We start from the raw sequence: 19,822 nt of genomic DNA on the forward strand, positions 1-19,822 counted from the left end.
GGTTTAGTTAAAGAATATTGAAAGCCTCCCTTGTGGAGGTTTTTTCGTTTAAGGAGTCTCGCTTTTTGAGCTGACTTTTAATCTAGCGAACTAAGTGCCTGCAAATCTAAGTGTCCGCAAATCTAAGCATTCGTAAAAAGTTTGGTTTTCGCTATCAGACATCAAACCATGGATGTGGTATTGATAGCACAACATTATAAGACGACGTCAGTGGAGAGTTCGCATGTCACAGCCTTTTTCAATTGCCATTCATGGTGGTGCAGGCACCATCTTACGAGAGCAAATGAGCGATGAATTAAAAACAGGCATTACCGAGGCTTTGGAAAAGTCGGTTTTGGCTGGCTATCAAGTTTTGCAATCGGGTGGCGATGCGCTAGATGCAGTGGTTGCGTCAGTCAAGGTGATGGAAGACAGCCCGCATTTTAATGCCGGTAAAGGCTCTGTTTTAACTCATGATGAATTTGTTGAGATGGATGCCTCTGTGATGCACGGGCGCGAAATGGATGCGGGTGCTATTGCCGGTGTCCGCCATATCAAAAACCCAATTGAGCTTGCGCGTGATGTGATGCTAAAAAGCGATCATGTGCTGCTGATTGGTGAAGGTGCAGAGAAGTTTGCGTTTGAACACGACTACACCTTTACCGAGCAAGATTACTTCTTTACTGAGCGTCGTTATGACCAACTTCAGTCGATGAAAGAGAAAGGTATCTTTGCTTTGTCGGAAGCAAAATATGATGAAGAGCAAGCTGATAAATACCCAGACGACAAGAAATACGGCACGGTTGGTGCGGTCGCATTAGACCAAGCCGGAAACTTAGCGGCAGCAACCAGCACAGGTGGCGTAACCAATAAGAAATACGGCCGTGTAGGTGATTCTCCTATTATTGGTGCAGGCACTGTTGCTGAAAATGGCAACGTGGCCGTTTCAACGACAGGAATGGGCGAGTTCTTTCTACGTAAAATGGTTGCCAGTGATGTAGCAGCACGAATGCGTTATCTCAAAGAAGATGTGCACACGGCTTGTGAAACGATCATTCAAGGTGAATTGAAAACCATGGGCGGAGAAGGTGGCTTGATTGCTATTGATGGCCAAGGTGATATCCACTTCGGTATGAACAGTTCAGGGATGTATCGTGCGAGTGTTGATACTAGTGGCTGCGTGGAAGTGAAAATTTATGCCGATGACTAAGTTTGTATTGGCTTAACTGGCTTTAGTTGAATTAGCGCAGGTTAAACAAACAAAAGGGCGACAGATAAGCATCTGTCGCCCTTTTAGTTTTCTATGTCCCGTCCTAAAATGTGTTTACACATCGACGACGAGAGACTAACGATATGCGTCGCTAGAATTAATTCGTTACCTTTAAACCGCACTTAATAGTGTGGAGGTGGTGTCTCTTCTGATGCGTCTGCTAAGTTAGAGCCATCCATATTTTTCACTTTGCCCACCACGAACTTCATCTGGTCTTGCATTCTCGTGATCAACATTTGTTGCTGGCTAAGCGCTTCATTGAGTTCTTCAATGGTCTGTTCTTGGAAAGCTAGCTGACACTCTAGGTCATTTACGCGGCTTTCTAGTTGTTCAACTCGCTTTTCTGTCATCGTTCTTAATCCACATTCCAAGCTTGGGCAATGCCCGCTGAGGTGCCCGATATCACACGGTTCTTATCATCAAAGGCTGCATCATACACTACAGCACGAGGAGGGCGAGCATCTTTTAGTGGCTCAGCATCGTGGCGAGAAATTCGTTTTCCATCTTGAGTATTCCACACGCTCACTTGGCTTGATGGCGTACCCGTCACCAACATACTGCCGTCGTCAGAAAAGCGAGCACTGGAGAATATCAGCTGTCGAGACCAGCTCTGCAATTGCGCTTGAGGTTCACCCGTTTCTAGATCCCAGATCATCGCTTGATTGCCGCCATCGGAGGTGAAAGCAAATTCTCCATCCCGTTGTAGCGCAACTCGTACGACTCTTTGTTCATGTTCAAAGGTACGTATGACCAAGCCTGATTCGGTATCCCAAAGGTAAGCTTTGTAGTCGTTACCGCCTGATAATGCGTAGCGCCCATTCGAAGATAGGGAGACGGAATTAACTTTTTCTCGGTGAGCGAGGAACTCCAGACGGCGTCCGGTGACTAAGTCCACATAGATAGCTTTACCATTAGATAGGCCCAGCAGTACTTTTTCACCATTGCTAGAGATATCAACATCACGAATTAAGCCATCGGAAATCGACCATAGCCCTTCAGCTTGTGTCCAAGATAAGTCCCAAACGGCGAAATTCATCTGACTGGCGGTAATGGCAAAGCGACCATTGTCAGAGATGCGAATACGGGATACTTGATTTTCGGATTGATCTTGTGGACCAAGCTGAGCCAGTTCTTTGTCTTGGACAAGATCCCAAAGCAGCAGCTGTTTTTGCTGCGAGTAGAGTAGGGCGAAGCGTCCATCTCTGCTTAACGCAAAGCTGGTGGCACCATTGGGTTCAATTTCCCAGCGTTGATCATCATCTTGGAAGAAAAAGCAGCCATTTAACAAGGTGATGACAATCGTACATAGCAATGAGTGGAAAAATATTCGCATCACATCCAATAATCCGGTTTGTGTCGAAAGACATATGACTAGTATATTGTTATAACTAACGTATTCACACCAATCTAATCATTAGATTTGTGCACAATAACCAATGGCTTGGCCATTAATTGGAGAATTCAATGAAATCAGTTTTAAAAGTATCACTGCTTGCCGCAACGGTTATGCTAGCAGTTGGTTGTCAGAAAGAAGAACCAAAGGCAGAAGCTCCACAGGTAGAAGAAGTTAAAGTTGCAGCAGTAAACTTTAAAACAGAAGATGACAAAGCGGCATACGCAATCGGTGTATCTTTCGCTAATTACTTAAGCACAAGCATTGATAAGCCAAGCGAGCTAGGTATTAACCTAGACAAAGCGATGGTTCTTCAAGGTATCGAAGACGTATTCGCAGAGAAGACGGCACTTAACGAAGAAGAGACTCGCGCAGCTCTTGAAGCTCTAGACAAACGTGTTGCTGAAACGATGCAAGCACAAGCGGCAGAAAAGTCAGCAGAAGTGAAGAAGGCGGGTGATGACTTCCGCGCTGAGTTCGCTAAAACTGAAGGCGTTAAGCAAACTGAATCTGGTCTACTTTACCAAGTAATGACGGCTGGGGAAGGCGCTTCTCCAAAAGACACTGATACGGTTCAAGTACACTACAAAGGTACGCTAACAGACGGTACTCAGTTCGACAGCTCTTACGATCGTGGCGAACCAGCAACATTCCCACTAAACCGCGTAATCCCAGGCTGGACTGAAGGTGTACAACTGATGCAAGTGGGTTCTAAGTACAAGTTCGTTATCCCGCCAGAGCTAGCATACGGTGAGCAAGATACACCGACTATCCCAGCTAACTCGACGCTAGTATTCGAAGTAGAGCTACTAAACATCGATAACGCTGAAGCAGCTCCTGCACAGTAATATCAGTTCACAACCTCGTACTAAATACGTTGATTGAATAAAAAGCCTAACTTTAAGTTAGGCTTTTTTTATGACTTGAATATGAGTATTTGATTTTTAAACTTGTTCTAAATCACTAGTTGCAATGTTAGCTAGGTGTGCAATTAAAATTTTCTGATAAACTTACATAAATTTGTTGATTTTTCACACGAAGGTAAGGAATAAGTGACTACTACAGAAACAGTCAATGCGGACATGTTACTCGAAATGGAATCAGTCCATGTCATGCCATTCAGTGAACACGATAAAATTATCTTAAGATCTTATGAGGCCGTAGTTGATGGTATTGCGAGTCTGATCGGTCCGTTTTGTGAAATCGTTTTACACTCTTTAGAAGACCTCAATACTTCGGCGATTAAAATTGCCAATGGTGAAAATACAGGTCGTCAGGTTGGTTCGCCAATCACCGATCTTGCATTGAAGATGTTGAAAGATATTGAAGGTTCTAAGCGTAACTTCTCTCGTTCATATTTTACTCGCGCTAAAGGCGGGGTACTAATGAAGTCGATCACGGTTGCTATCCGCAATGGTGAAGACCGAGTGATTGGCTTACTGTGTATTAACGTGAACTTAGATGCGCCATTCTCACAAGTGCTGCAATCTTTCATGCCTACGCAAGACGCGGACGAAGCTGCGTCATCTGTTAACTTTGCTAGTGATGTTGAAGAACTTGTCGACCAAACGGTTGAACGCACGATTGAAGAAATCAATGCAGACAAATCTGTATCGAACAACACCAAAAATCGCCAAATCGTGATGGAGCTATACGACAAAGGTATTTTCGACATCAAAGACGCGATTAACCGTGTTGCTGAGCGATTGAATATCTCTAAGCACACAGTGTACTTGTACATCCGCCAACGTAAAACAGAGGATGAAGAGGGTTGTTAAGCTATACACTCTTAGTTAATGGGCCCGTTTACGGCTCACAATCCGCAAGAAGTGCTTATCAGTTTGCCGTGGCTCTATTGAAACAGGGCCACAAACTTCACAGTGTGTTCTTCTATCAAGACGGCGTCAGCAATGGCTCTGGCATTACTGTACCTGCTAACGATGAATTTGATTTGGCTGCCGCTTGGCAAAAACTGGCGGACGAGCACAATGTTAGCCTTGAAACGTGTGTGGCTGCGGCGCTAAGGCGTGGAGTGATCAGCACTGAAGAAGCGGCGCAACATCAGTTAAGCGCATATAATCTAGCGTCTGGATTCACTCAGGCCGGCTTAGGGAGTTTATCTGAAGCGCTATTAACACAAGATAGGGTTGTGCAGTTTTGAGTAAATTGGCCTTTATATTTAACAGCTTCCCTCATACAACGGCTGCGGGTAGGGAAGGGCTAGACGCATTGTTAGCGGCTTCAGCTTACAGTGAAGACATTAGCGTATTCTTTGTCGGTGATGGCGTTACACAGCTTCTCAAGGCGCAACAGCCTGATGAATCCCTATCACGTGACTATATTTCTGCATTCAAGCTTATGGACCTCTACGACATCGAGCAGGTTTACGTGTGCCAACATAGCCTCAATCAGTTTGGTCTCTCGACCGATAACCTACTGATCGATGTGACTGCGCTAGAAATGAATGAGTTGACGCAGAAGTTAGCTCAGAGCCAAAAAATACTGACTTTCTAGGGAACGTTATGCTTCATATTGTAAAATCAGTAGACAAACTCAAGCTTGCATTGACGTACTCACAACAAAAGGATCATATCCTTTTGGTTGAAGATGCGGTGTATGTTTGCCTTCCAAATCATGAGTTATTCAATCAAATCTCAACCGTTGAACATGTGTCGGTATTAAAAACAGATCTTTATAGCCGAGGTTTACAACAACTTGCTTCAAGCGCTCTGGATCAAGTGGACTTCGATGGATTCGTAAAACTGACTGTTTTGAACGATAAATCAGTCACTTGGTAGCTGTATTTTATCAGTGTGGTTAAAAAAAGACCATCCTGAGCTCTAGACGGCTAAAAAAGATCTGTATATTTCTTGACACACATCCCACTGCTGAATAGAATTTTGCGTCCCTATTTACACTATGTGTAATAGGGCTAGATTTTTCATCAAGCTTACTTTCAAGTAAATCAGGAGCTAGTTAATGGCAACTATTAACCAGTTGGTACGTACTCCTCGTGTAAAGCAGGTTGTTAAAAGCAACGTGCCTGCACTAGAAGCGTGCCCACAAAAACGTGGTGTATGTACTCGCGTATATACTACTACTCCAAAAAAACCGAACTCAGCACTACGTAAAGTATGTCGTGTTCGTCTAACTAACGGCTTTGAAGTTACTTCATACATCGGCGGCGAAGGTCATAACCTTCAAGAACACAGTGTTGTTCTTATCCGTGGTGGTCGTGTTAAAGATTTACCAGGTGTGCGTTACCACACTGTTCGCGGTGCACTTGACTGTGCAGGCGTTAACGACCGTAAGAAAGGTCGTTCTAAGTATGGTGTGAAACGTCCTAAGTCTTAATGCGTCTTTTTTTTAAAAGAAAGCGTTAAGTAAGGCCAAACACTATTTATTTATTATTCTGAAAAGTTTTGGAAAAAACCTGAAGAAGACAACGGAGAAATTCCATGCCACGTCGTCGCGTTATAGGCCAGCGTAAGATCCTTCCAGATCCTAAGTTCAAATCTGAACTGCTGGCAAAATTCGTTAACATCCTTATGGTTGACGGAAAAAAATCTACTGCAGAGAAGATTGTTTACACTGCACTAGAAGTTATGGCTGAGAAATCTGGTAAAGATCACTTAGCTGTATTTGAAGAAGCTCTTGAAAATGTTCGTCCAGCGGTAGAAGTTAAATCTCGCCGTGTGGGTGGTTCAACTTACCAAGTACCTGTAGAAGTTCGTCCGGTTCGCCGTAACGCTCTTGCTATGCGTTGGGTAGTTGAAGCTGCGCGTAAGCGTGGTGAAAAATCTATGGCTCAACGCCTAGCTGCTGAAATGCTAGACGCGTCTGAGAACAAAGGTACTTCGGTTAAGAAACGTGAAGACGTTCACCGTATGGCTGACGCAAACAAAGCGTTCGCACATTACCGCTGGTAATACCTTTTTAGTGCTGCAAGTTTCCTTGCAGCACTTCTTTAGTTCCTATGCTTATGCTAGGAACTATTGCTATTTCTAGGGCAAGCACTTTTTAGCGAAGTATCGCTTTTAGCGCATAATCTAGACATAGCAATAGTCCCTAAGTCTCTAATAAGAGGATTCAACCGTGGCTCGTAAAACTCCTATTGAGCAATACCGTAATATCGGTATCGTTGCTCACGTAGATGCAGGTAAAACAACCACAAGTGAACGTATTCTGTTCTATACCGGTCTTTCTCACAAAATCGGCGAAGTTCACGATGGTGCAGCAACCATGGATTGGATGGAGCAAGAGCAAGAGCGCGGTATTACGATCACTTCAGCAGCAACTACTACGTTTTGGCGTGGTATGGAAGCTCAGTACTCTGACCACCGTATTAATATCATCGACACTCCGGGGCACGTTGACTTCACAATCGAAGTAGAACGTTCTCTGCGTGTGCTTGATGGTGCAGTTGTTGTGTTCTGTGGCTCATCTGGTGTTGAACCTCAGTCAGAGACTGTATGGCGTCAAGCTGATAAGTACCAAGTTCCACGTATGGTTTTCGTTAATAAAATGGACCGTACAGGCGCAGACTTCTTGCGTGTAGTTGAACAGATCAAGGATCGCCTAGGCGCAACTCCTGTTCCAATTCAACTGAACATTGGTGCTGAAGAAAACTTCCAAGGCGTTGTCGATCTTATCAAGATGAAGGCGATTAACTGGAACGAAGCTGACCAAGGCATGACTTTCACGTACGAAGATATTCCTGCAGACATGCAAGAAATGGCTGAAGAATATCGTACAGAACTTGTTGAAGCTGCTGCAGAAGCAAATGAAGAGCTGATGGATAAGTACCTTGAAGAAGGTGAACTAACAGAAGCTGAAATCAAACAAGGTCTCCGTACTCGTACCCTTAATAATGAAATCGTACTTGCTACATGTGGTAGTGCATTCAAAAACAAAGGTGTACAAGCTGTTCTAGATGCAGTTGTTGACTTCCTTCCTTCTCCAGTCGATGTACCTGCAATTAAGGGTATCGATGATGACGAGAATGAAATTGAGCGTCACGCGGACGACAAAGAACCGTTCTCAGCGCTAGCATTTAAAATTGCAACAGACCCATTTGTTGGTACTTTAACTTTCATCCGTGTTTACTCTGGTGTTGTTGAAAGCGGTAAAACAGCTTACAACTCTGTGAAGAAGCAACGTGAACGTTTAGGGCGCATTGTTCAAATGCACTCAAACAAACGTGAAGAAGTAAAAGAAGTACGAGCAGGTGACATCGCAGCCATTATCGGCCTGAAAGATGTTACTACTGGTGAAACTCTGTGTGACCAGAACCATAAAATTGTTCTTGAACGTATGGAATTCCCAGATCCAGTTATTCAGATCGTTGTAGAGCCTCGCTCGCAAGCTGATCAAGATAAAATGACTATCGCGTTAGGTAAGCTAGCGGCAGAAGATCCATCGTTCCGTGTTGAAACGGATGACGAAACTGGCCAGACACTAATCTCTGGTATGGGTGAACTGCACTTAGATATCATCGTTGACCGCATGAAACGTGAATTCAGCGTGAACTGCAACGTTGGTAATCCGCAAGTTGCTTATCGTGAAACCATTCGTGGTACAGCGAAAGCTGAAGGTAAATTTATCCGCGAACATGGTGGTAAAGGACAGTACGGTCACGTGTGGCTGAAACTGGAACCATCAGAAGCCGGGGAAGGCTTTGTCTTCGTAGATGAAATTGCCAATGGTATCGTGCCAAAAGAGTTCATCACCTCTGTCGCTAAAGGCGTTGAAGAGCAAATGAACAATGGTGTATTAGCGGGCTATCCAGTTTTGGATATCAAGGCTACACTATATGATGGTTCTTACCATGAAGTAGATTCAAGTGAGATGGCGTTTACAATCGCTGCCTCTATGGCTTTCAGAACGGGTGCACTAGAAGCGCAACCAGTTTTGCTTGAGCCTATGATGAAAGTTGAAGTAACTACTCCAGAAGACTGGATGGGTGACGTTGTTGGCGATATTAACCGTCGTCGCGGCATCATCGAAGGTATGGACGAGGGGACAGCTGGCCTGAAGATAATTCGTGCACAAGTTCCGTTGTCTGTCATGTTCGGTTACGCAACTGATTTGCGTTCTGCGACACAAGGTCGTGCTTCTTACTCTATGGAGTTTAGTGAGTACGCTGAAGTGCCAAAAAATGTTGCTAATGCAATCATTGCAGAGCGTGGTTAAACAAAAGGGATGCATTTTTTTCATTTTTTGAAAGAACAATGCGTCCAAATATTGCGCTAACGAGAGTTGGCGCATAAAATAGCAATTTCTGGCGCGTCTCGCTCAATAATGAACGTGGCGAATCATAACTAGGAAGGAACACGATTGTGTCTAAAGAAAAATTTGAACGTACGAAACCGCACGTAAACGTTGGTACTATCGGCCACGTTGACCACGGTAAAACAACTCTAACTGCTGCTATCTGTACTACACTTGCAAAAGTGTACGGCGGTGTTGCTAAAGATTTCGCATCTATCGATAACGCTCCAGAAGAGCGCGAGCGCGGTATCACAATCGCAACTTCTCACGTTGAGTACGATACTCCTGAACGTCACTACGCACACGTAGACTGTCCTGGACACGCCGATTATGTTAAAAACATGATCACTGGTGCTGCTCAAATGGACGGCGGTATCCTAGTTGTTGCTGCTACAGATGGCCCTATGCCACAAACTCGTGAGCACATCCTACTTGGTCGTCAAGTTGGTATCCCTTACATCATCGTATTCATGAACAAATGTGACATGGTTGATGATGAAGAGCTACTTGAGCTAGTAGAAATGGAAGTTCGTGAACTTCTTTCTGAGTACGAGTACCCAGGAGACGACCTTCCAGTAATTCAAGGTTCTGCACTTGGCGCTCTAAACGGCGAAAAGCAGTGGGAAGACAAGATCGTTGAGCTTGCAGAAGCACTAGATTCTTACATTCCACTTCCAGAGCGTGCTGTTGATCTACCGTTCCTACTTCCTATTGAAGATGTATTCTCAATCCAAGGTCGTGGTACTGTAGTTACTGGTCGTATCGAGCGCGGTATCCTACGCGTTGGTGACGAAGTAGAAATCGTTGGTATCAAAGAGACTACTCTTACTACTTGTACTGGTGTTGAAATGTTCCGTAAGCTGCTTGACGAAGGTCGTGCAGGTGAGAACGTTGGTGCACTTCTACGTGGTACTAAGCGTGATGACGTTGAACGTGGCCAAGTACTTTCTGCTAAAGGTTCAATCAACCCACACACTAAGTTTGAGTCTGAAGTATACGTACTTTCTAAAGACGAAGGCGGCCGTCACACTCCTTTCTTCAAAGGTTACCGTCCACAGTTCTACTTCCGTACAACTGACGTAACAGGCGATATCACACTTCCTGAAGGTGTTGAAATGGTAATGCCAGGTGACAACGTTCAAATGACTGTTGAGCTAATCGCTCCAATCGCAATGGACGAAGGTCTACGTTTCGCAATCCGCGAAGGTGGCCGTACAGTTGGTGCTGGTGTTGTAGCTAAAATCTTCGCTTAATAGCATTTAGATTTTTGCACACTCTTCATTAGAAGAACTGCGTAAGAAAAGGGAAGCTTCGGCTTCCCTTTTATTTTATTCCACTTTCCCGCCATTTTTATTTTTGCTTTCCCCTCGAACTCCCATCCCTTGTTACTCTACTTTTGTTACGCAGCTTGTCCTCGAAACCTTTACACAAATATATTCCGATTATTTTTCCAACACCACTTGCATACTAAAACGTGATCTGTATAATGCATCGCACTGGCTAACGCCGGTTTGTGAACCAATGAGCACTGAGGAGTAGGTCTTACCTAGTAATGTATACTCAGCTTATGTTCGCGGTTAATAAAAATAGTAAGCCTTGTGTTTACTTCAAAAGTTAACTGACAATGCGTCCTAATTTTGGATGCTACGGTTTCACATAAATCAATCGGCATTCTCTCGTTCTTTCGAGCTTGAGTGGCGATATTGTTTGTGTAATTTTTAATAATTGGAGCTCTGTCTCATGCAGAACCAACGTATTCGTATCCGCCTTAAAGCGTTTGATTACAAGCTAATCGATGCTTCAACTGCGGAAATCGTTGAAACAGCAAAACGTACTGGCGCACAGGTTCGTGGTCCTATTCCACTTCCTACTCGTAAAGAGCGTTTCACTGTTCTTACCTCTCCACACGTCAACAAAGATGCACGTGATCAGTACGAAATTCGTACTCACAAGCGTTTGATCGACATCGTTGAGCCAACAGATAAAACTGTTGATGCTCTAATGCGTCTTGATCTTGCAGCTGGCGTTGATGTTCAAATCAGCCTAGGTTAAGGGAGATAAGAATAATGATTGGTCTAGTCGGACGTAAAGTGGGTATGACCCGCGTATTTACTGAAGAAGGCGTTTCTATCCCAGTAACTGTTGTTGAGGTTGAAGCGAACCGTATTTCTCAAGTTAAAACTCTTGAGACAGACGGCTACGCAGCAATCCAAGTAACTACTGGTGCTAAGAAAGCTAACCGTGTAACTAAACCTGAAGCTGGTCACTTCGCGAAAGCGGGTGTTGAAGCAGGTCGCGGTCTTTGGGAATTCCGTTTAGAAAACGGCGAAGAGTTTGAAGTTGGCGCTGAGCTAAACGTAGAACTTTTCAACGAAATTAAAAAAGTAGACGTTACTGGTACATCTAAAGGTAAAGGCTTCCAAGGCGCTATCAAGCGTTGGAACTTCTCTACTCAAGATATGACTCACGGTAACTCTTTGTCTCACCGCGCACCGGGTTCAATTGGCCAATGTCAAACTCCAGGCCGCGTGTTTAAAGGCAAGAAAATGGCAGGTCACATGGGTGCTGAGCGTGTAACGACTCAAAACCTAGAGATCGTACGTGTTGACGCTGAGCGCAATCTACTCCTTATTAAAGGTGCAGTACCAGGCTCAACAGGCGGTAACGTGATCGTAAAACCTGCTGTTAAAGCATAACGTCTAGGAGTAAGTAATGGAATTGATGGTTAAAGGTGCTGATGCACTAACTGTTTCCGAGACTACTTTCGGACGTGACTTTAACGAAGCTCTAGTACACCAAGTAGTTGTTGCATATGCAGCAGGTGCTCGTCAAGGTACTCGTGCTCAAAAGACTCGTTCTGAAGTATCAGGCGGCGGTGCTAAGCCATGGCGCCAAAAAGGTACTGGCCGTGCACGTGCTGGTACAATTCGTAGCCCAATCTGGCGTACAGGTGGTGTTACTTTTGCTGCGAAACCACAAGATCACAGCCAAAAAGTTAACAAGAAAATGTACCGCGGTGCTATGAAAAGCATTCTTTCTGAGTTGATTCGTCAAGAGCGTCTAATCGTTGTTGATAACTTCTCTGTAGAAGCACCAAAAACAAAAGAACTTGTAGCTAAGCTTAAAGAGCTTGAGCTAAATGACGTTCTGATTGTGACTGGCGAAGTAGATGAAAATCTATTCTTAGCTGCTCGTAACCTATACAAAGTAGATGCACGTGATGTTGCTGGTGTTGATCCAGTATCACTAATCGCTTTCGACAAGGTTCTGATGACTGCTGACGCAGTTAAGCAAGTTGAGGAGATGCTAGCATGATCACTGAAGAGCGTATCTTAAAAGTTCTACGTGCTCCGCACATCTCTGAAAAAGCAACTATGGCAGCTGAGAAAGCGAACACTATCGTTTTCAAAGTAGCTAAAGATGCAACTAAGAAAGAGATCAAAGCAGCTGTAGAAAAGCTATTTGAAGTTGAAGTTAAGTCTGTAAATACTCTTGTATTAAAGGGTAAGACCAAACGTCAAGGTATGCGTGAAGGCCGTCGTTCAGACGTTAAGAAAGCCTACGTTACTTTGAAAGAAGGTCAAGATCTTGACTTCGTTGGCGGCGCGGAATAACAGGAGTAGTAAAAATGGCTATTGTTAAATGTAAGCCGACTTCCCCTGGTCGTCGTCACGTCGTTAAAGTTGTTAACGCTGACCTGCACAAGGGTAAGCCATACGCACCACTTCTAGAGAAAAACTCTAAGAACGGTGGTCGTAACAACAACGGTCGTATTACAGTACGTCACATCGGTGGTGGTCATAAACACCATTACCGTCTGGTTGACTTCAAACGTACTAAAGATGGCATCCCAGCGAAAGTTGAGCGTCTAGAATACGATCCAAACCGTAGTGCTAACATCGCTCTAGTTCTGTACGCAGACGGTGAGCGTCGTTACATCATTGCACCTAAAGGTGTTAACGCAGGCGACCAGATCCAATCTGGCGTAGATGCTGCAATCAAAGCAGGTAACACTCTGCCGATGCGCAACATCCCAGTAGGTTCTACTGTACACTGTGTTGAACTTAAACCTGGTAAAGGTGCACAACTAGCTCGTTCGGCTGGTGCTTATGCTCAAATCATCGCTCGCGATGGTGCATACGTAACTATCCGTCTACGTTCTGGTGAAATGCGCAAAGTTCTTTCTGAAGGTCGTGCAACGATCGGTGAAGTTGGTAACTCTGAGCATATGCTACGTGAACTTGGTAAAGCTGGTGCTTCACGCTGGCGCGGCGTACGTCCAACCGTACGTGGTGTAGTAATGAACCCGGTGGATCACCCACATGGTGGTGGTGAAGGCCGCACATCTGGTGGTCGTCACCCAGTATCTCCTTGGGGCGTTCCTACTAAGGGCTTCAAGACTCGTAAGAATAAGCGCACTGACAAGTACATCGTACGTCGTCGCACTAAATAATTTATAAAGAGGAATCGCCATGCCACGTTCTCTCAAGAAAGGTCCTTTTATTGACCTACACTTGCTGAAGAAGGTAGAGAAAGCGGTGGAAAGCGGAGACAAAAAGCCTATTAAGACTTGGTCCCGTCGCTCAATGATCATCCCAACAATGATTGGTTTGACCATCGCTGTCCATAATGGTCGTCAGCACGTCCCAGTTTTCGTTACCGAAGAAATGATCGGTCACAAACTAGGCGAATTTGCACCAACTCGTACTTATCGCGGTCATGCTGCAGATAAGAAAGCTAAGAAGAAATAAGGAGTAGATGATGGAAGCTTTAGCTAAACATAACTTTGCTCGTATTTCTCCACAGAAAGCTCGCTTAGTTGCAGACCAAATTCGCGGTAAGTCGGTAGACCAGGCTCTAGAAATTCTAACTTTCAGCAACAAAAAAGCTGCTGTTTTAGTTAAGAAAGTTCTTGAGTCAGCTATCGCTAACGCGGAACATAACGAAGGTGCAGATATCGACGATCTAAATGTCGCTAAAATCTTCGTAGATGAGGGCCCTATCATGAAGCGTATTATGCCTCGTGCTAAAGGTCGTGCGGATCGTATCTTGAAGCGTTCAAGCCACATCACTATTGTTGTAGCAGATCGCTAAAGACTAGGAGAGTAAGCAATGGGTCAGAAAGTACATCCTAATGGTATTCGTCTTGGCATCGTCAAGCCTTGGAATGCTACATGGTTTGCTAATACCAACGAATTCGCTGACAACCTAGACGGCGACTTCAAGGTACGTCAGTTCCTTACCAAGGAACTACAAAAAGCATCATTATCTCGTATCGTTATCGAGCGTCCAGCTAAGAGCATCCGTGTGACTATTCACACAGCTCGTCCTGGCGTTGTTATCGGTAAGAAAGGTGAAGACGTAGAGAAGCTACGCGCAGCTGTAGCTAAAATCGCAGGTGTACCAGCGCAAATTAACATCGCTGAAGTACGTAAGCCTGAGCTAGATGGTCAGCTTGTAGCTGATAGCATCGCGTCTCAACTAGAGCGTCGTGTTATGTTCCGTCGTGCAATGAAGCGTGCGGTACAAAATGCTATGCGTCTAGGCGCTAAAGGCATCAAAGTACAAGTAGGCGGCCGTCTTGGCGGTGCTGAAATCGCACGTTCAGAGTGGTACCGTGAAGGCCGTGTGCCTCTACACACTCTACGTGCAGACATTGATTACGCAACTTCTTCGGCTCACACTCAATACGGTGTGATCGGCATTAAAGTTTGGATCTTCAAAGGTGAGATTCTAGGCGGTATGCCAGCTGCTAACGCAGTAGAGCCAAAAGGCGATAAGCCTAAGAAGCAGCGTAAAGGCCGTAAGTAAGGAGTCGAACGATGCTACAACCAAAACGTACTAAGTTCCGCAAGGTTATGACTGGTCGTAACCGTGGTCTAGCTAAAGGTACTGAAGTAAGCTTCGGCGAATTCGGTCTTAAAGCTGTTGGCCGTGGTCGCCTGACTGCACGTCAAATCGAAGCGGCACGTCGTGCTATGACACGTCACATTAAGCGTCAAGGTCAAATCTGGATCCGTGTGTTCCCAGACAAACCGATTACTGAAAAGCCTCTTGAAGTTCGTCAAGGTAAAGGTAAAGGTTCAGTTGCGTACTGGGTTGCTCAAATCCAACCAGGCAAAGTTATGTACGAGATGAATGGCGTACCTGAAGAGTTGGCACGTGAAGCGTTCCGCCTAGCGGCACGTAAACTGCCTGTTAAAACTACTTTTGTAACTAAGCAGGTGATGTGATGAAAGCACAAGATCTACGCGAAAAGAACGTTGAAGAGCTTAACGCTGAGCTATTGAATTTGCTACGTGAACAGTTTAACTTGCGCATGCAAGCTGCAACTGGTCAACTACAGCAAACTCATACTCTAAAAGCTGTACGCCGTGACATCGCACGTGTGAAAACTGTTTTGACTGAAAAGGCAGGCGCATAATGAGCGAAACTAACCGCATCCAGCAAGGCCGTGTAGTAAGTGACAAGATGGACAAGTCTATCGTTGTTGCTATTGAACGTACTGTAAAACACCCAATTTACGGTAAGTTCATCAAACGCACGACTAAAGTACACGCACACGACGAAGACAACACTTGTGGCCTAGGCGACAAAGTTGAAATCGCTGAGTGTCGTCCTCTGTCTAAGACTAAGTCTTGGACATTGGTTAAAGTTCTAGAAAAAGCGAAGATTTAATCTTTGTAATTCTATAACTTATAAGCGGCTCCAAATAATTTTTTGGAGCCGCTTGTTTTTTGTCTACCCAATTTAAAAAAAGGGTGGTACAATTCGCGTCCCTTTTAAAGAGGCAGCCCGACCCGAGAGGGTCTAGTTTTAATATTTAGCGGAGCACTAACAATGATCCAGATGCAAAGTACACTTGACGCAGCAGATAACTCTGGCGCGCGCAAGGTAATGTGTATTAAGGTTCTGGGTGGCTCTCACCGCCGTTATGCACATATCGGTGACGTCATCAAGGTTACAGTGAAGGAAGCGATTCCTCGCGGTAAAGTAAAGAAAGGTGATGTTCTGAAGGCGGTAGTAGTGCGCACCCGTAAAGGCGTTCGTCGCCCAGACGGTTCTGTCATTCGCTTCGACAGTAATGCTTGTGTATTGTTAAATGACACTACTGAGCAACCAGTCGGCACACGTATCTTTGGTCCTGTGACTCGTGAACTTCGTAACGCGAAATTCATGAAGATTGTATCACTTGCACCTGAAGTTCTGTAAGGAGCGGCAACATGGCAGCTAAAATCCGTCGTAATGACGAAGTAATCATTCTTGCTGGTAAAGATAAAGGCAAGAAAGGTAAAGTAACTAAGGTTCTGACAACTGGTAAAGTTGTTGTTGAAGGCATCAATCTTGTTAAAAAACACCAAAAGCCGGTTCCGGCTCTAGGTCAACAAGGTGGCATCGTTGAACAAGAAGCAGCTATTGATGCTTCTAACGTTGCAGTCTTTAACGCGGCTACTGGTAAAGCAGACCGTATCGGTTTCCGTATCGAAGATGGCAAGAAAGTTCGTTTCTTCAAATCTAACGGCGAAACTGTTTCTAACTAATTAGAAGTAATTTGGAGTTCTACTATGGCGAAACTGCATGATTACTACAAGTCGTCTGTAGTCGCTGAGCTTACCAAAGAGTTCAGCTACACAAGCGTCATGCAAGTCCCTAGGATTGAGAAAATCACCCTAAACATGGGCGTTGGTGAAGCAATCAACGATAAGAAACTGCTAGAAAACGCAGCATCTGATATGGCAACGATCTCTGGTCAGAAGCCACTTATCACGAAAGCGCGTAAATCTGTAGCTGGTTTCAAAATTCGTGAAGGCTACCCAATTGGTTGTAAAGTAACCTTGCGTGGTGAGCGCATGTGGGAATTTTTAGAGCGTTTAATCTCTATCGCACTTCCACGTGTACGTGATTTCCGTGGTGTTAGCGCTAAGTCTTTTGACGGACGCGGTAACTACAGCATGGGCGTTCGCGAGCAAATCATCTTTCCGGAAATCGACTACGATAAAGTCGATCGTGTCCGCGGTCTTGATATTACTATCACGACATCTGCGGGATCCGATGAGGAAGGCCGAGCTCTGCTGGCTGCCTTTAACTTCCCATTCCGTAAGTAAGGGTAGGGTTACTGTTATGGCTAAACAATCAATGAAAGCACGTGAAGCTAAACGTGCAAAACTAGTAGTTAAGTTCGCTGAAAAGCGTTCTGCGCTAAAAGTTATCATTAGCGATGTAAACGCATCTGAAGAAGATCGTTGGAATGCGGTTCTTAAACTGCAATCTCTTCCACGTGATTCAAGTGCATCACGTCAGCGCAACCGTTGCAACCAAACTGGTCGTCCACACGGTTACCTACGTAAATTCGGTCTAAGCCGTATTAAGGTTCGCGAAGCTTGCATGAAAGGCGAGATTCCGGGTCTTCGTAAGGCTAGCTGGTAATTGCCACTTAATCATTTGGAGTAAATCTTATGAGCATGCAAGATCCGATTTCGGATATGCTGACCCGCGTTCGTAACGGTCAGGCAGCAAATAAAGTTGCTGTAAAAATGCCTTCTTCAAAGCTTAAAGTTGCAATTGCTGCATTACTTAAAGCTGAAGGTTACATCGTAGACTTCGCTGTTGACAGCGAAGCAAAACCTGAGCTAGAAGTTACTCTTAAGTACTTCCAAGCTAAACCTGTAATCGAGCAAATCAAGCGCGTATCACGTCCTGGTCTAAGAGTTTATAAAAATAAAGACTCTTTACCTACAGTGATGGGTGGTCTTGGTATTGCAGTTGTTTCTACTTCCAAGGGTCTGATGTCTGACCGTGCTGCTCGTAAAGCAGGTCTTGGCGGTGAAATCATCTGTTACGTAGCTTAAGGAGTAGATTATGTCTCGTGTTGCTAAAGCACCTGTCGCTATTCCAGCTGGCGTAGAGGTGAAACTAAACGGCCAAGAAGTTACTGTAAAAGGTAGCAAAGGTGAGCTTACTCGCGTTCTTAACAGCGCCGTAGTTATTGCACAGGAAGAAAACAACCTAACTTTCGGACCGAAAGAAGGTGTTACTAACGCATGGGCACAAGCTGGTACAGCTCGCGCTCTAGTTAATAACATGGTTGTGGGTGTTACAGTGGGCTTCACTAAGAAGCTTACTCTTAAGGGTGTAGGTTACCGTGCTGCTATGAAAGGCAACGCTGTAGGTCTAACTCTTGGTTTTTCTCACCCAGTAGAGCACGCTCTACCTGAAGGTATTAAAGCTGAGTGCCCTAGCCAAACTGAGATCATCATTACTGGTTGCGATAAGCAAGTAGTAGGTCAAGTTGCGGCTGACATTCGTTCTTACCGTGCTCCTGAGCCTTACAAAGGCAAAGGTGTTCGTTACGCAGATGAAAATGTGCGTACTAAAGAAGCTAAGAAGAAGTAAGGTATCACTATGGATAAGAAAGCATCTCGCATCCGTCGTGCTACACGTGCACGTCGTAAGATTGCAGAACTTGGTGCAACTCGCCTGGTAGTACATCGTACTCCTCGCCATGTTTACGCACAAGTTATCTCGGCAAACGGCTCTGAGGTTATCGCAGCTGCTTCTACTGTAGAAAAAGCGATCCGTGAGCAAGTTAAGAACACTGGTAACGTCGATGCAGCTAAAGCAGTTGGTAAAGCTGTTGCTGAGCGCGCTCTTGAAAAAGGCGTAGCTTCAGTTGCATTTGACCGTTCTGGTTTCCAATACCACGGTCGAGTAGCGGCGCTAGCAGAATCTGCTCGCGAAGCTGGTCTGAAATTCTAAGGTAGGGTTGGAAGATGGCTAAAGAACAACAACAAGCTAATGATTTGCAAGAAAAGCTGATCGCTGTTAACCGTGTATCTAAGACGGTTAAAGGTGGTCGAATCATGAGCTTTACTGCACTAACAGTAGTTGGTGACGGTAATGGTCGCGTAGGTTTCGGTTACGGCAAAGCTCGTGAAGTACCTGCTGCGATTCAGAAAGCAATGGAAAAAGCGCGTCGTAACATGGTTACTGTTGCGCTTAACGAAGGCACTCTTCACCACCCGGTGAAAGGTCGTCATTCGGGCTCTAAAGTTTACATGCAGCCAGCTGCTGAAGGTACAGGTGTTATTGCCGGTGGTGCAATGCGTGCCGTACTTGAAGTTGCAGGCGTACATAACGTTCTTTCTAAAGCATACGGTTCAACGAACCCTATCAACGTTGTTCGCGCAACGATTGGTGCTCTAGTAGACGTTAAGTCACCAGAAATGGTTGCTGCTAAACGTGGTCTAACTGTTGAATCTATTTCGGAGTAAGCACACGATGGCAACTATTAAAGTAACTCAAACTAAAAGCTCAATTGGTCGCCTACCTAAGCACAAAGCGTGTCTTAAAGGTCTAGGTCTTCGTCGCATCAACCATACAGTAGAACTTGAAGATACTCCGTGCGTACGCGGTATGATCAACAAGGTTTACTACATGGTTAAGATTGAGGAGTAATCAGAATGCGTTTGAATACTCTATCACCGGCTGCTGGCTCTAAACCTTCTAAGAAGCGTGTAGGTCGTGGTATCGGTTCTGGCCTTGGTAAAACAGGTGGCCGCGGTCACAAAGGTCAAAAGTCACGTTCTGGCGGCTCTGTTCGTCCAGGTTTTGAAGGCGGTCAAATGCCTCTAAAACAACGTCTACCTAAATTCGGTTTCACTTCTCGTAAGAGCCTAGTGTCTGCTGAAGTTCGTCTAGCTGAGCTAGCGAAAGTAACAGGTGACGTAGTTGATCTTAACAGCCTTAAAGCTGCTAACGTTATCACTAAGAACATCGAGTTTGTTAAGATTGTTCTTTCTGGTGACCTAAGCAAAGCTGTGACTGTTAAAGGTCTACGCGTGACTAAAGGCGCTAAAGCTGCAATCGAAGCTGCAGGCGGTAAAATCGAGGAATAATCTCGAGGAACGAGG

At 44.9% G+C, this 19,822-nt stretch carries 33 protein-coding genes; 31 read left to right on the plus strand and 2 right to left on the minus strand.

All coding sequences use genetic code 11. The annotated features are described in order from the left end of the window. The first annotated feature begins 223 nt into the window (after window positions 1–223). Window positions 224–1,189 carry an isoaspartyl peptidase/L-asparaginase family protein gene (locus K08M4_RS01400; protein WP_086048639.1) on the plus strand — a complete coding sequence of 322 codons (966 nt, stop codon included), beginning with the start codon at window positions 224–226 and terminating at the stop codon, window positions 1,187–1,189. Between the two features lie 182 nt (window positions 1,190–1,371). Here the strand turns inward: K08M4_RS01400 and K08M4_RS01405 are convergent, their stop codons facing one another. Then, window positions 1,372–1,599 (minus strand): SlyX family protein, encoded by a 228-nt coding sequence (locus tag K08M4_RS01405; RefSeq protein WP_009848930.1) that lies wholly within the window; start codon window positions 1,597–1,599, stop codon window positions 1,372–1,374. Window positions 1,600–1,604: 5 nt separating this feature from the next. Next, window positions 1,605–2,582: a WD40 repeat domain-containing protein gene (locus K08M4_RS01410; RefSeq protein WP_086048640.1), complete on the minus strand. Its 978-nt coding sequence runs from the start codon at window positions 2,580–2,582 to the stop codon at window positions 1,605–1,607. Between the two features lie 131 nt (window positions 2,583–2,713). On the opposite strand from K08M4_RS01410, the gene fkpA reads away from it, so the two are divergent. From fkpA to rplO, 30 genes are all read left to right on the plus strand, one after another. After that, entirely contained in the window at window positions 2,714–3,490 is a 777-nt protein-coding gene (gene fkpA / locus K08M4_RS01415; RefSeq protein WP_009848932.1) for an FKBP-type peptidyl-prolyl cis-trans isomerase, read from the plus strand. 204 nt (window positions 3,491–3,694) lie between these two features. Next, window positions 3,695–4,420 (plus strand): helix-turn-helix transcriptional regulator, encoded by a 726-nt coding sequence (locus K08M4_RS01420; RefSeq protein ID WP_012604921.1) that lies wholly within the window; start codon window positions 3,695–3,697, stop codon window positions 4,418–4,420. Next, on the plus strand, window positions 4,414–4,803 hold the full coding sequence (tusD, locus tag K08M4_RS01425; RefSeq protein ID WP_086048641.1) for a sulfurtransferase complex subunit TusD: 390 nt from the start codon (window positions 4,414–4,416) through the stop codon (window positions 4,801–4,803). Before K08M4_RS01420 ends, tusD begins: the two co-directional genes overlap by 7 nt. Then, entirely contained in the window at window positions 4,800–5,156 is a 357-nt protein-coding gene (tusC, locus tag K08M4_RS01430; RefSeq protein WP_086048642.1) for a sulfurtransferase complex subunit TusC, read from the plus strand. The genes tusD and tusC overlap by 4 nt, the downstream gene beginning before the upstream one ends. Window positions 5,157–5,164: 8 nt before the next feature. Then, entirely contained in the window at window positions 5,165–5,440 is a 276-nt protein-coding gene (tusB, locus tag K08M4_RS01435) for a sulfurtransferase complex subunit TusB (RefSeq protein WP_086048643.1), read from the plus strand. A gap of 181 nt (window positions 5,441–5,621) precedes the next feature. Further along, the gene (gene rpsL / locus K08M4_RS01440; protein ID WP_012604917.1) at window positions 5,622–5,996 is read left to right on the plus strand and encodes a 30S ribosomal protein S12; all 375 of its coding nucleotides are present in this window, start codon (window positions 5,622–5,624) and stop codon (window positions 5,994–5,996) included. Window positions 5,997–6,100: 104 nt separating this feature from the next. Further along, entirely contained in the window at window positions 6,101–6,571 is a 471-nt protein-coding gene (rpsG, locus tag K08M4_RS01445) for a 30S ribosomal protein S7 (protein ID WP_012604916.1), read from the plus strand. Between the two features lie 166 nt (window positions 6,572–6,737). Next, complete coding sequence (fusA, locus tag K08M4_RS01450) at window positions 6,738–8,834, plus strand: elongation factor G (RefSeq protein WP_017104672.1); 2,097 nt, start codon at window positions 6,738–6,740, stop codon at window positions 8,832–8,834. A gap of 146 nt (window positions 8,835–8,980) precedes the next feature. Next, window positions 8,981–10,165, plus strand: coding sequence for an elongation factor Tu (gene tuf, locus K08M4_RS01455; RefSeq protein WP_012604914.1), 1,185 nt, complete (start codon window positions 8,981–8,983; stop codon window positions 10,163–10,165). 487 nt (window positions 10,166–10,652) lie between these two features. Then, complete coding sequence (gene rpsJ / locus K08M4_RS01460) at window positions 10,653–10,964, plus strand: 30S ribosomal protein S10 (protein WP_004736761.1); 312 nt, start codon at window positions 10,653–10,655, stop codon at window positions 10,962–10,964. A 14-nt stretch (window positions 10,965–10,978) separates the two neighbouring features. Beyond that, on the plus strand, window positions 10,979–11,608 hold the full coding sequence (rplC, locus tag K08M4_RS01465; RefSeq protein ID WP_004736763.1) for a 50S ribosomal protein L3: 630 nt from the start codon (window positions 10,979–10,981) through the stop codon (window positions 11,606–11,608). A 16-nt stretch (window positions 11,609–11,624) separates the two neighbouring features. Continuing rightward, on the plus strand, window positions 11,625–12,227 hold the full coding sequence (gene rplD, locus K08M4_RS01470) for a 50S ribosomal protein L4 (RefSeq protein ID WP_004736764.1): 603 nt from the start codon (window positions 11,625–11,627) through the stop codon (window positions 12,225–12,227). After that, window positions 12,224–12,526 (plus strand): 50S ribosomal protein L23, encoded by a 303-nt coding sequence (gene rplW, locus K08M4_RS01475; protein ID WP_004736765.1) that lies wholly within the window; start codon window positions 12,224–12,226, stop codon window positions 12,524–12,526. The genes rplD and rplW overlap by 4 nt, the downstream gene beginning before the upstream one ends. A gap of 14 nt (window positions 12,527–12,540) precedes the next feature. Beyond that, window positions 12,541–13,365, plus strand: a complete 825-nt coding sequence (gene rplB, locus K08M4_RS01480; protein ID WP_012604912.1) for a 50S ribosomal protein L2 — start codon at window positions 12,541–12,543, stop codon at window positions 13,363–13,365. Between the two features lie 19 nt (window positions 13,366–13,384). Next, a complete protein-coding gene (gene rpsS / locus K08M4_RS01485; RefSeq protein ID WP_004736729.1) occupies window positions 13,385–13,663 on the plus strand; it encodes a 30S ribosomal protein S19 in 279 nt (92 codons plus the stop codon). 10 nt (window positions 13,664–13,673) lie between these two features. Beyond that, window positions 13,674–14,006 (plus strand): 50S ribosomal protein L22, encoded by a 333-nt coding sequence (rplV, locus tag K08M4_RS01490; protein ID WP_004736732.1) that lies wholly within the window; start codon window positions 13,674–13,676, stop codon window positions 14,004–14,006. A gap of 18 nt (window positions 14,007–14,024) precedes the next feature. Then, the gene (rpsC, locus tag K08M4_RS01495) at window positions 14,025–14,723 is read left to right on the plus strand and encodes a 30S ribosomal protein S3 (protein WP_004736734.1); all 699 of its coding nucleotides are present in this window, start codon (window positions 14,025–14,027) and stop codon (window positions 14,721–14,723) included. 11 nt (window positions 14,724–14,734) lie between these two features. Further along, the gene (gene rplP / locus K08M4_RS01500; protein WP_004736736.1) at window positions 14,735–15,145 is read left to right on the plus strand and encodes a 50S ribosomal protein L16; all 411 of its coding nucleotides are present in this window, start codon (window positions 14,735–14,737) and stop codon (window positions 15,143–15,145) included. Beyond that, window positions 15,145–15,336, plus strand: a complete 192-nt coding sequence (gene rpmC, locus K08M4_RS01505; protein ID WP_004736737.1) for a 50S ribosomal protein L29 — start codon at window positions 15,145–15,147, stop codon at window positions 15,334–15,336. The genes rplP and rpmC overlap by 1 nt, the downstream gene beginning before the upstream one ends. Then, complete coding sequence (rpsQ, locus tag K08M4_RS01510; protein WP_004736739.1) at window positions 15,336–15,590, plus strand: 30S ribosomal protein S17; 255 nt, start codon at window positions 15,336–15,338, stop codon at window positions 15,588–15,590. The genes rpmC and rpsQ overlap by 1 nt, the downstream gene beginning before the upstream one ends. A gap of 162 nt (window positions 15,591–15,752) precedes the next feature. Next, window positions 15,753–16,124 (plus strand): 50S ribosomal protein L14, encoded by a 372-nt coding sequence (rplN, locus tag K08M4_RS01515; RefSeq protein WP_004736740.1) that lies wholly within the window; start codon window positions 15,753–15,755, stop codon window positions 16,122–16,124. A gap of 11 nt (window positions 16,125–16,135) precedes the next feature. Next, window positions 16,136–16,453 (plus strand): 50S ribosomal protein L24, encoded by a 318-nt coding sequence (rplX, locus tag K08M4_RS01520; RefSeq protein ID WP_004736742.1) that lies wholly within the window; start codon window positions 16,136–16,138, stop codon window positions 16,451–16,453. A gap of 24 nt (window positions 16,454–16,477) precedes the next feature. Further along, window positions 16,478–17,017: a 50S ribosomal protein L5 gene (rplE, locus tag K08M4_RS01525; protein ID WP_004736744.1), complete on the plus strand. Its 540-nt coding sequence runs from the start codon at window positions 16,478–16,480 to the stop codon at window positions 17,015–17,017. A gap of 16 nt (window positions 17,018–17,033) precedes the next feature. Next, window positions 17,034–17,339, plus strand: coding sequence for a 30S ribosomal protein S14 (gene rpsN / locus K08M4_RS01530; protein ID WP_004736747.1), 306 nt, complete (start codon window positions 17,034–17,036; stop codon window positions 17,337–17,339). Between the two features lie 29 nt (window positions 17,340–17,368). Next, a complete protein-coding gene (gene rpsH, locus K08M4_RS01535) occupies window positions 17,369–17,761 on the plus strand; it encodes a 30S ribosomal protein S8 (protein WP_009847785.1) in 393 nt (130 codons plus the stop codon). 10 nt (window positions 17,762–17,771) lie between these two features. Continuing rightward, window positions 17,772–18,305: a 50S ribosomal protein L6 gene (gene rplF, locus K08M4_RS01540; protein ID WP_086048644.1), complete on the plus strand. Its 534-nt coding sequence runs from the start codon at window positions 17,772–17,774 to the stop codon at window positions 18,303–18,305. A gap of 9 nt (window positions 18,306–18,314) precedes the next feature. Further along, window positions 18,315–18,668, plus strand: coding sequence for a 50S ribosomal protein L18 (gene rplR, locus K08M4_RS01545; protein ID WP_009847783.1), 354 nt, complete (start codon window positions 18,315–18,317; stop codon window positions 18,666–18,668). Between the two features lie 14 nt (window positions 18,669–18,682). Then, window positions 18,683–19,183, plus strand: a complete 501-nt coding sequence (rpsE, locus tag K08M4_RS01550; protein WP_004736754.1) for a 30S ribosomal protein S5 — start codon at window positions 18,683–18,685, stop codon at window positions 19,181–19,183. Between the two features lie 7 nt (window positions 19,184–19,190). Continuing rightward, window positions 19,191–19,367 (plus strand): 50S ribosomal protein L30, encoded by a 177-nt coding sequence (gene rpmD, locus K08M4_RS01555; protein ID WP_004736756.1) that lies wholly within the window; start codon window positions 19,191–19,193, stop codon window positions 19,365–19,367. A 5-nt stretch (window positions 19,368–19,372) separates the two neighbouring features. After that, window positions 19,373–19,807, plus strand: a complete 435-nt coding sequence (gene rplO, locus K08M4_RS01560) for a 50S ribosomal protein L15 (RefSeq protein ID WP_004736758.1) — start codon at window positions 19,373–19,375, stop codon at window positions 19,805–19,807. Window positions 19,808–19,822 lie beyond the last annotated feature (15 nt).

The organism is Vibrio syngnathi, from assembly GCF_002119525.1.
Classification (GTDB): Bacteria; Pseudomonadota; Gammaproteobacteria; order Enterobacterales; family Vibrionaceae; genus Vibrio; species Vibrio syngnathi.

Bases quoted from the DNA above. Each gene is read 5' to 3' on its own strand.
- rplW (WP_004736765.1), top strand. From the start codon at position 12,224: ATGATCACTGAAGAGCGTATCTTAAAAGTTCTACGTGCTCCGCACATC.
- rpsQ (WP_004736739.1), top strand. From the start codon at position 15,336: ATGAGCGAAACTAACCGCATCCAGCAAGGCCGTGTAGTAAGTGACAAG.
- rplF (WP_086048644.1), top strand. From the start codon at position 17,772: ATGTCTCGTGTTGCTAAAGCACCTGTCGCTATTCCAGCTGGCGTAGAG.
- rplE (WP_004736744.1), top strand. From the start codon at position 16,478: ATGGCGAAACTGCATGATTACTACAAGTCGTCTGTAGTCGCTGAGCTT.
- tusB (WP_086048643.1), top strand. From the start codon at position 5,165: ATGCTTCATATTGTAAAATCAGTAGACAAACTCAAGCTTGCATTGACG.
- K08M4_RS01400 (WP_086048639.1), top strand. From the start codon at position 224: ATGTCACAGCCTTTTTCAATTGCCATTCATGGTGGTGCAGGCACCATC.
- rplC (WP_004736763.1), top strand. From the start codon at position 10,979: ATGATTGGTCTAGTCGGACGTAAAGTGGGTATGACCCGCGTATTTACT.
- rplD (WP_004736764.1), top strand. From the start codon at position 11,625: ATGGAATTGATGGTTAAAGGTGCTGATGCACTAACTGTTTCCGAGACT.
- rpsJ (WP_004736761.1), top strand. From the start codon at position 10,653: ATGCAGAACCAACGTATTCGTATCCGCCTTAAAGCGTTTGATTACAAG.
- rplN (WP_004736740.1), top strand. From the start codon at position 15,753: ATGATCCAGATGCAAAGTACACTTGACGCAGCAGATAACTCTGGCGCG.
- rplO (WP_004736758.1), top strand. From the start codon at position 19,373: ATGCGTTTGAATACTCTATCACCGGCTGCTGGCTCTAAACCTTCTAAG.
- rpsL (WP_012604917.1), top strand. From the start codon at position 5,622: ATGGCAACTATTAACCAGTTGGTACGTACTCCTCGTGTAAAGCAGGTT.
- K08M4_RS01410 (WP_086048640.1), bottom strand. From the start codon at position 2,582: ATGCGAATATTTTTCCACTCATTGCTATGTACGATTGTCATCACCTTG.
- rpsN (WP_004736747.1), top strand. From the start codon at position 17,034: ATGGCTAAACAATCAATGAAAGCACGTGAAGCTAAACGTGCAAAACTA.
- rplX (WP_004736742.1), top strand. From the start codon at position 16,136: ATGGCAGCTAAAATCCGTCGTAATGACGAAGTAATCATTCTTGCTGGT.
- rplB (WP_012604912.1), top strand. From the start codon at position 12,541: ATGGCTATTGTTAAATGTAAGCCGACTTCCCCTGGTCGTCGTCACGTC.
- fkpA (WP_009848932.1), top strand. From the start codon at position 2,714: ATGAAATCAGTTTTAAAAGTATCACTGCTTGCCGCAACGGTTATGCTA.
- rplV (WP_004736732.1), top strand. From the start codon at position 13,674: ATGGAAGCTTTAGCTAAACATAACTTTGCTCGTATTTCTCCACAGAAA.
- rpsG (WP_012604916.1), top strand. From the start codon at position 6,101: ATGCCACGTCGTCGCGTTATAGGCCAGCGTAAGATCCTTCCAGATCCT.
- rpmD (WP_004736756.1), top strand. From the start codon at position 19,191: ATGGCAACTATTAAAGTAACTCAAACTAAAAGCTCAATTGGTCGCCTA.
- rpsC (WP_004736734.1), top strand. From the start codon at position 14,025: ATGGGTCAGAAAGTACATCCTAATGGTATTCGTCTTGGCATCGTCAAG.
- rplP (WP_004736736.1), top strand. From the start codon at position 14,735: ATGCTACAACCAAAACGTACTAAGTTCCGCAAGGTTATGACTGGTCGT.
- rplR (WP_009847783.1), top strand. From the start codon at position 18,315: ATGGATAAGAAAGCATCTCGCATCCGTCGTGCTACACGTGCACGTCGT.
- rpsS (WP_004736729.1), top strand. From the start codon at position 13,385: ATGCCACGTTCTCTCAAGAAAGGTCCTTTTATTGACCTACACTTGCTG.
- rpmC (WP_004736737.1), top strand. From the start codon at position 15,145: ATGAAAGCACAAGATCTACGCGAAAAGAACGTTGAAGAGCTTAACGCT.
- rpsH (WP_009847785.1), top strand. From the start codon at position 17,369: ATGAGCATGCAAGATCCGATTTCGGATATGCTGACCCGCGTTCGTAAC.
- rpsE (WP_004736754.1), top strand. From the start codon at position 18,683: ATGGCTAAAGAACAACAACAAGCTAATGATTTGCAAGAAAAGCTGATC.
- K08M4_RS01405 (WP_009848930.1), bottom strand. From the start codon at position 1,599: ATGACAGAAAAGCGAGTTGAACAACTAGAAAGCCGCGTAAATGACCTA.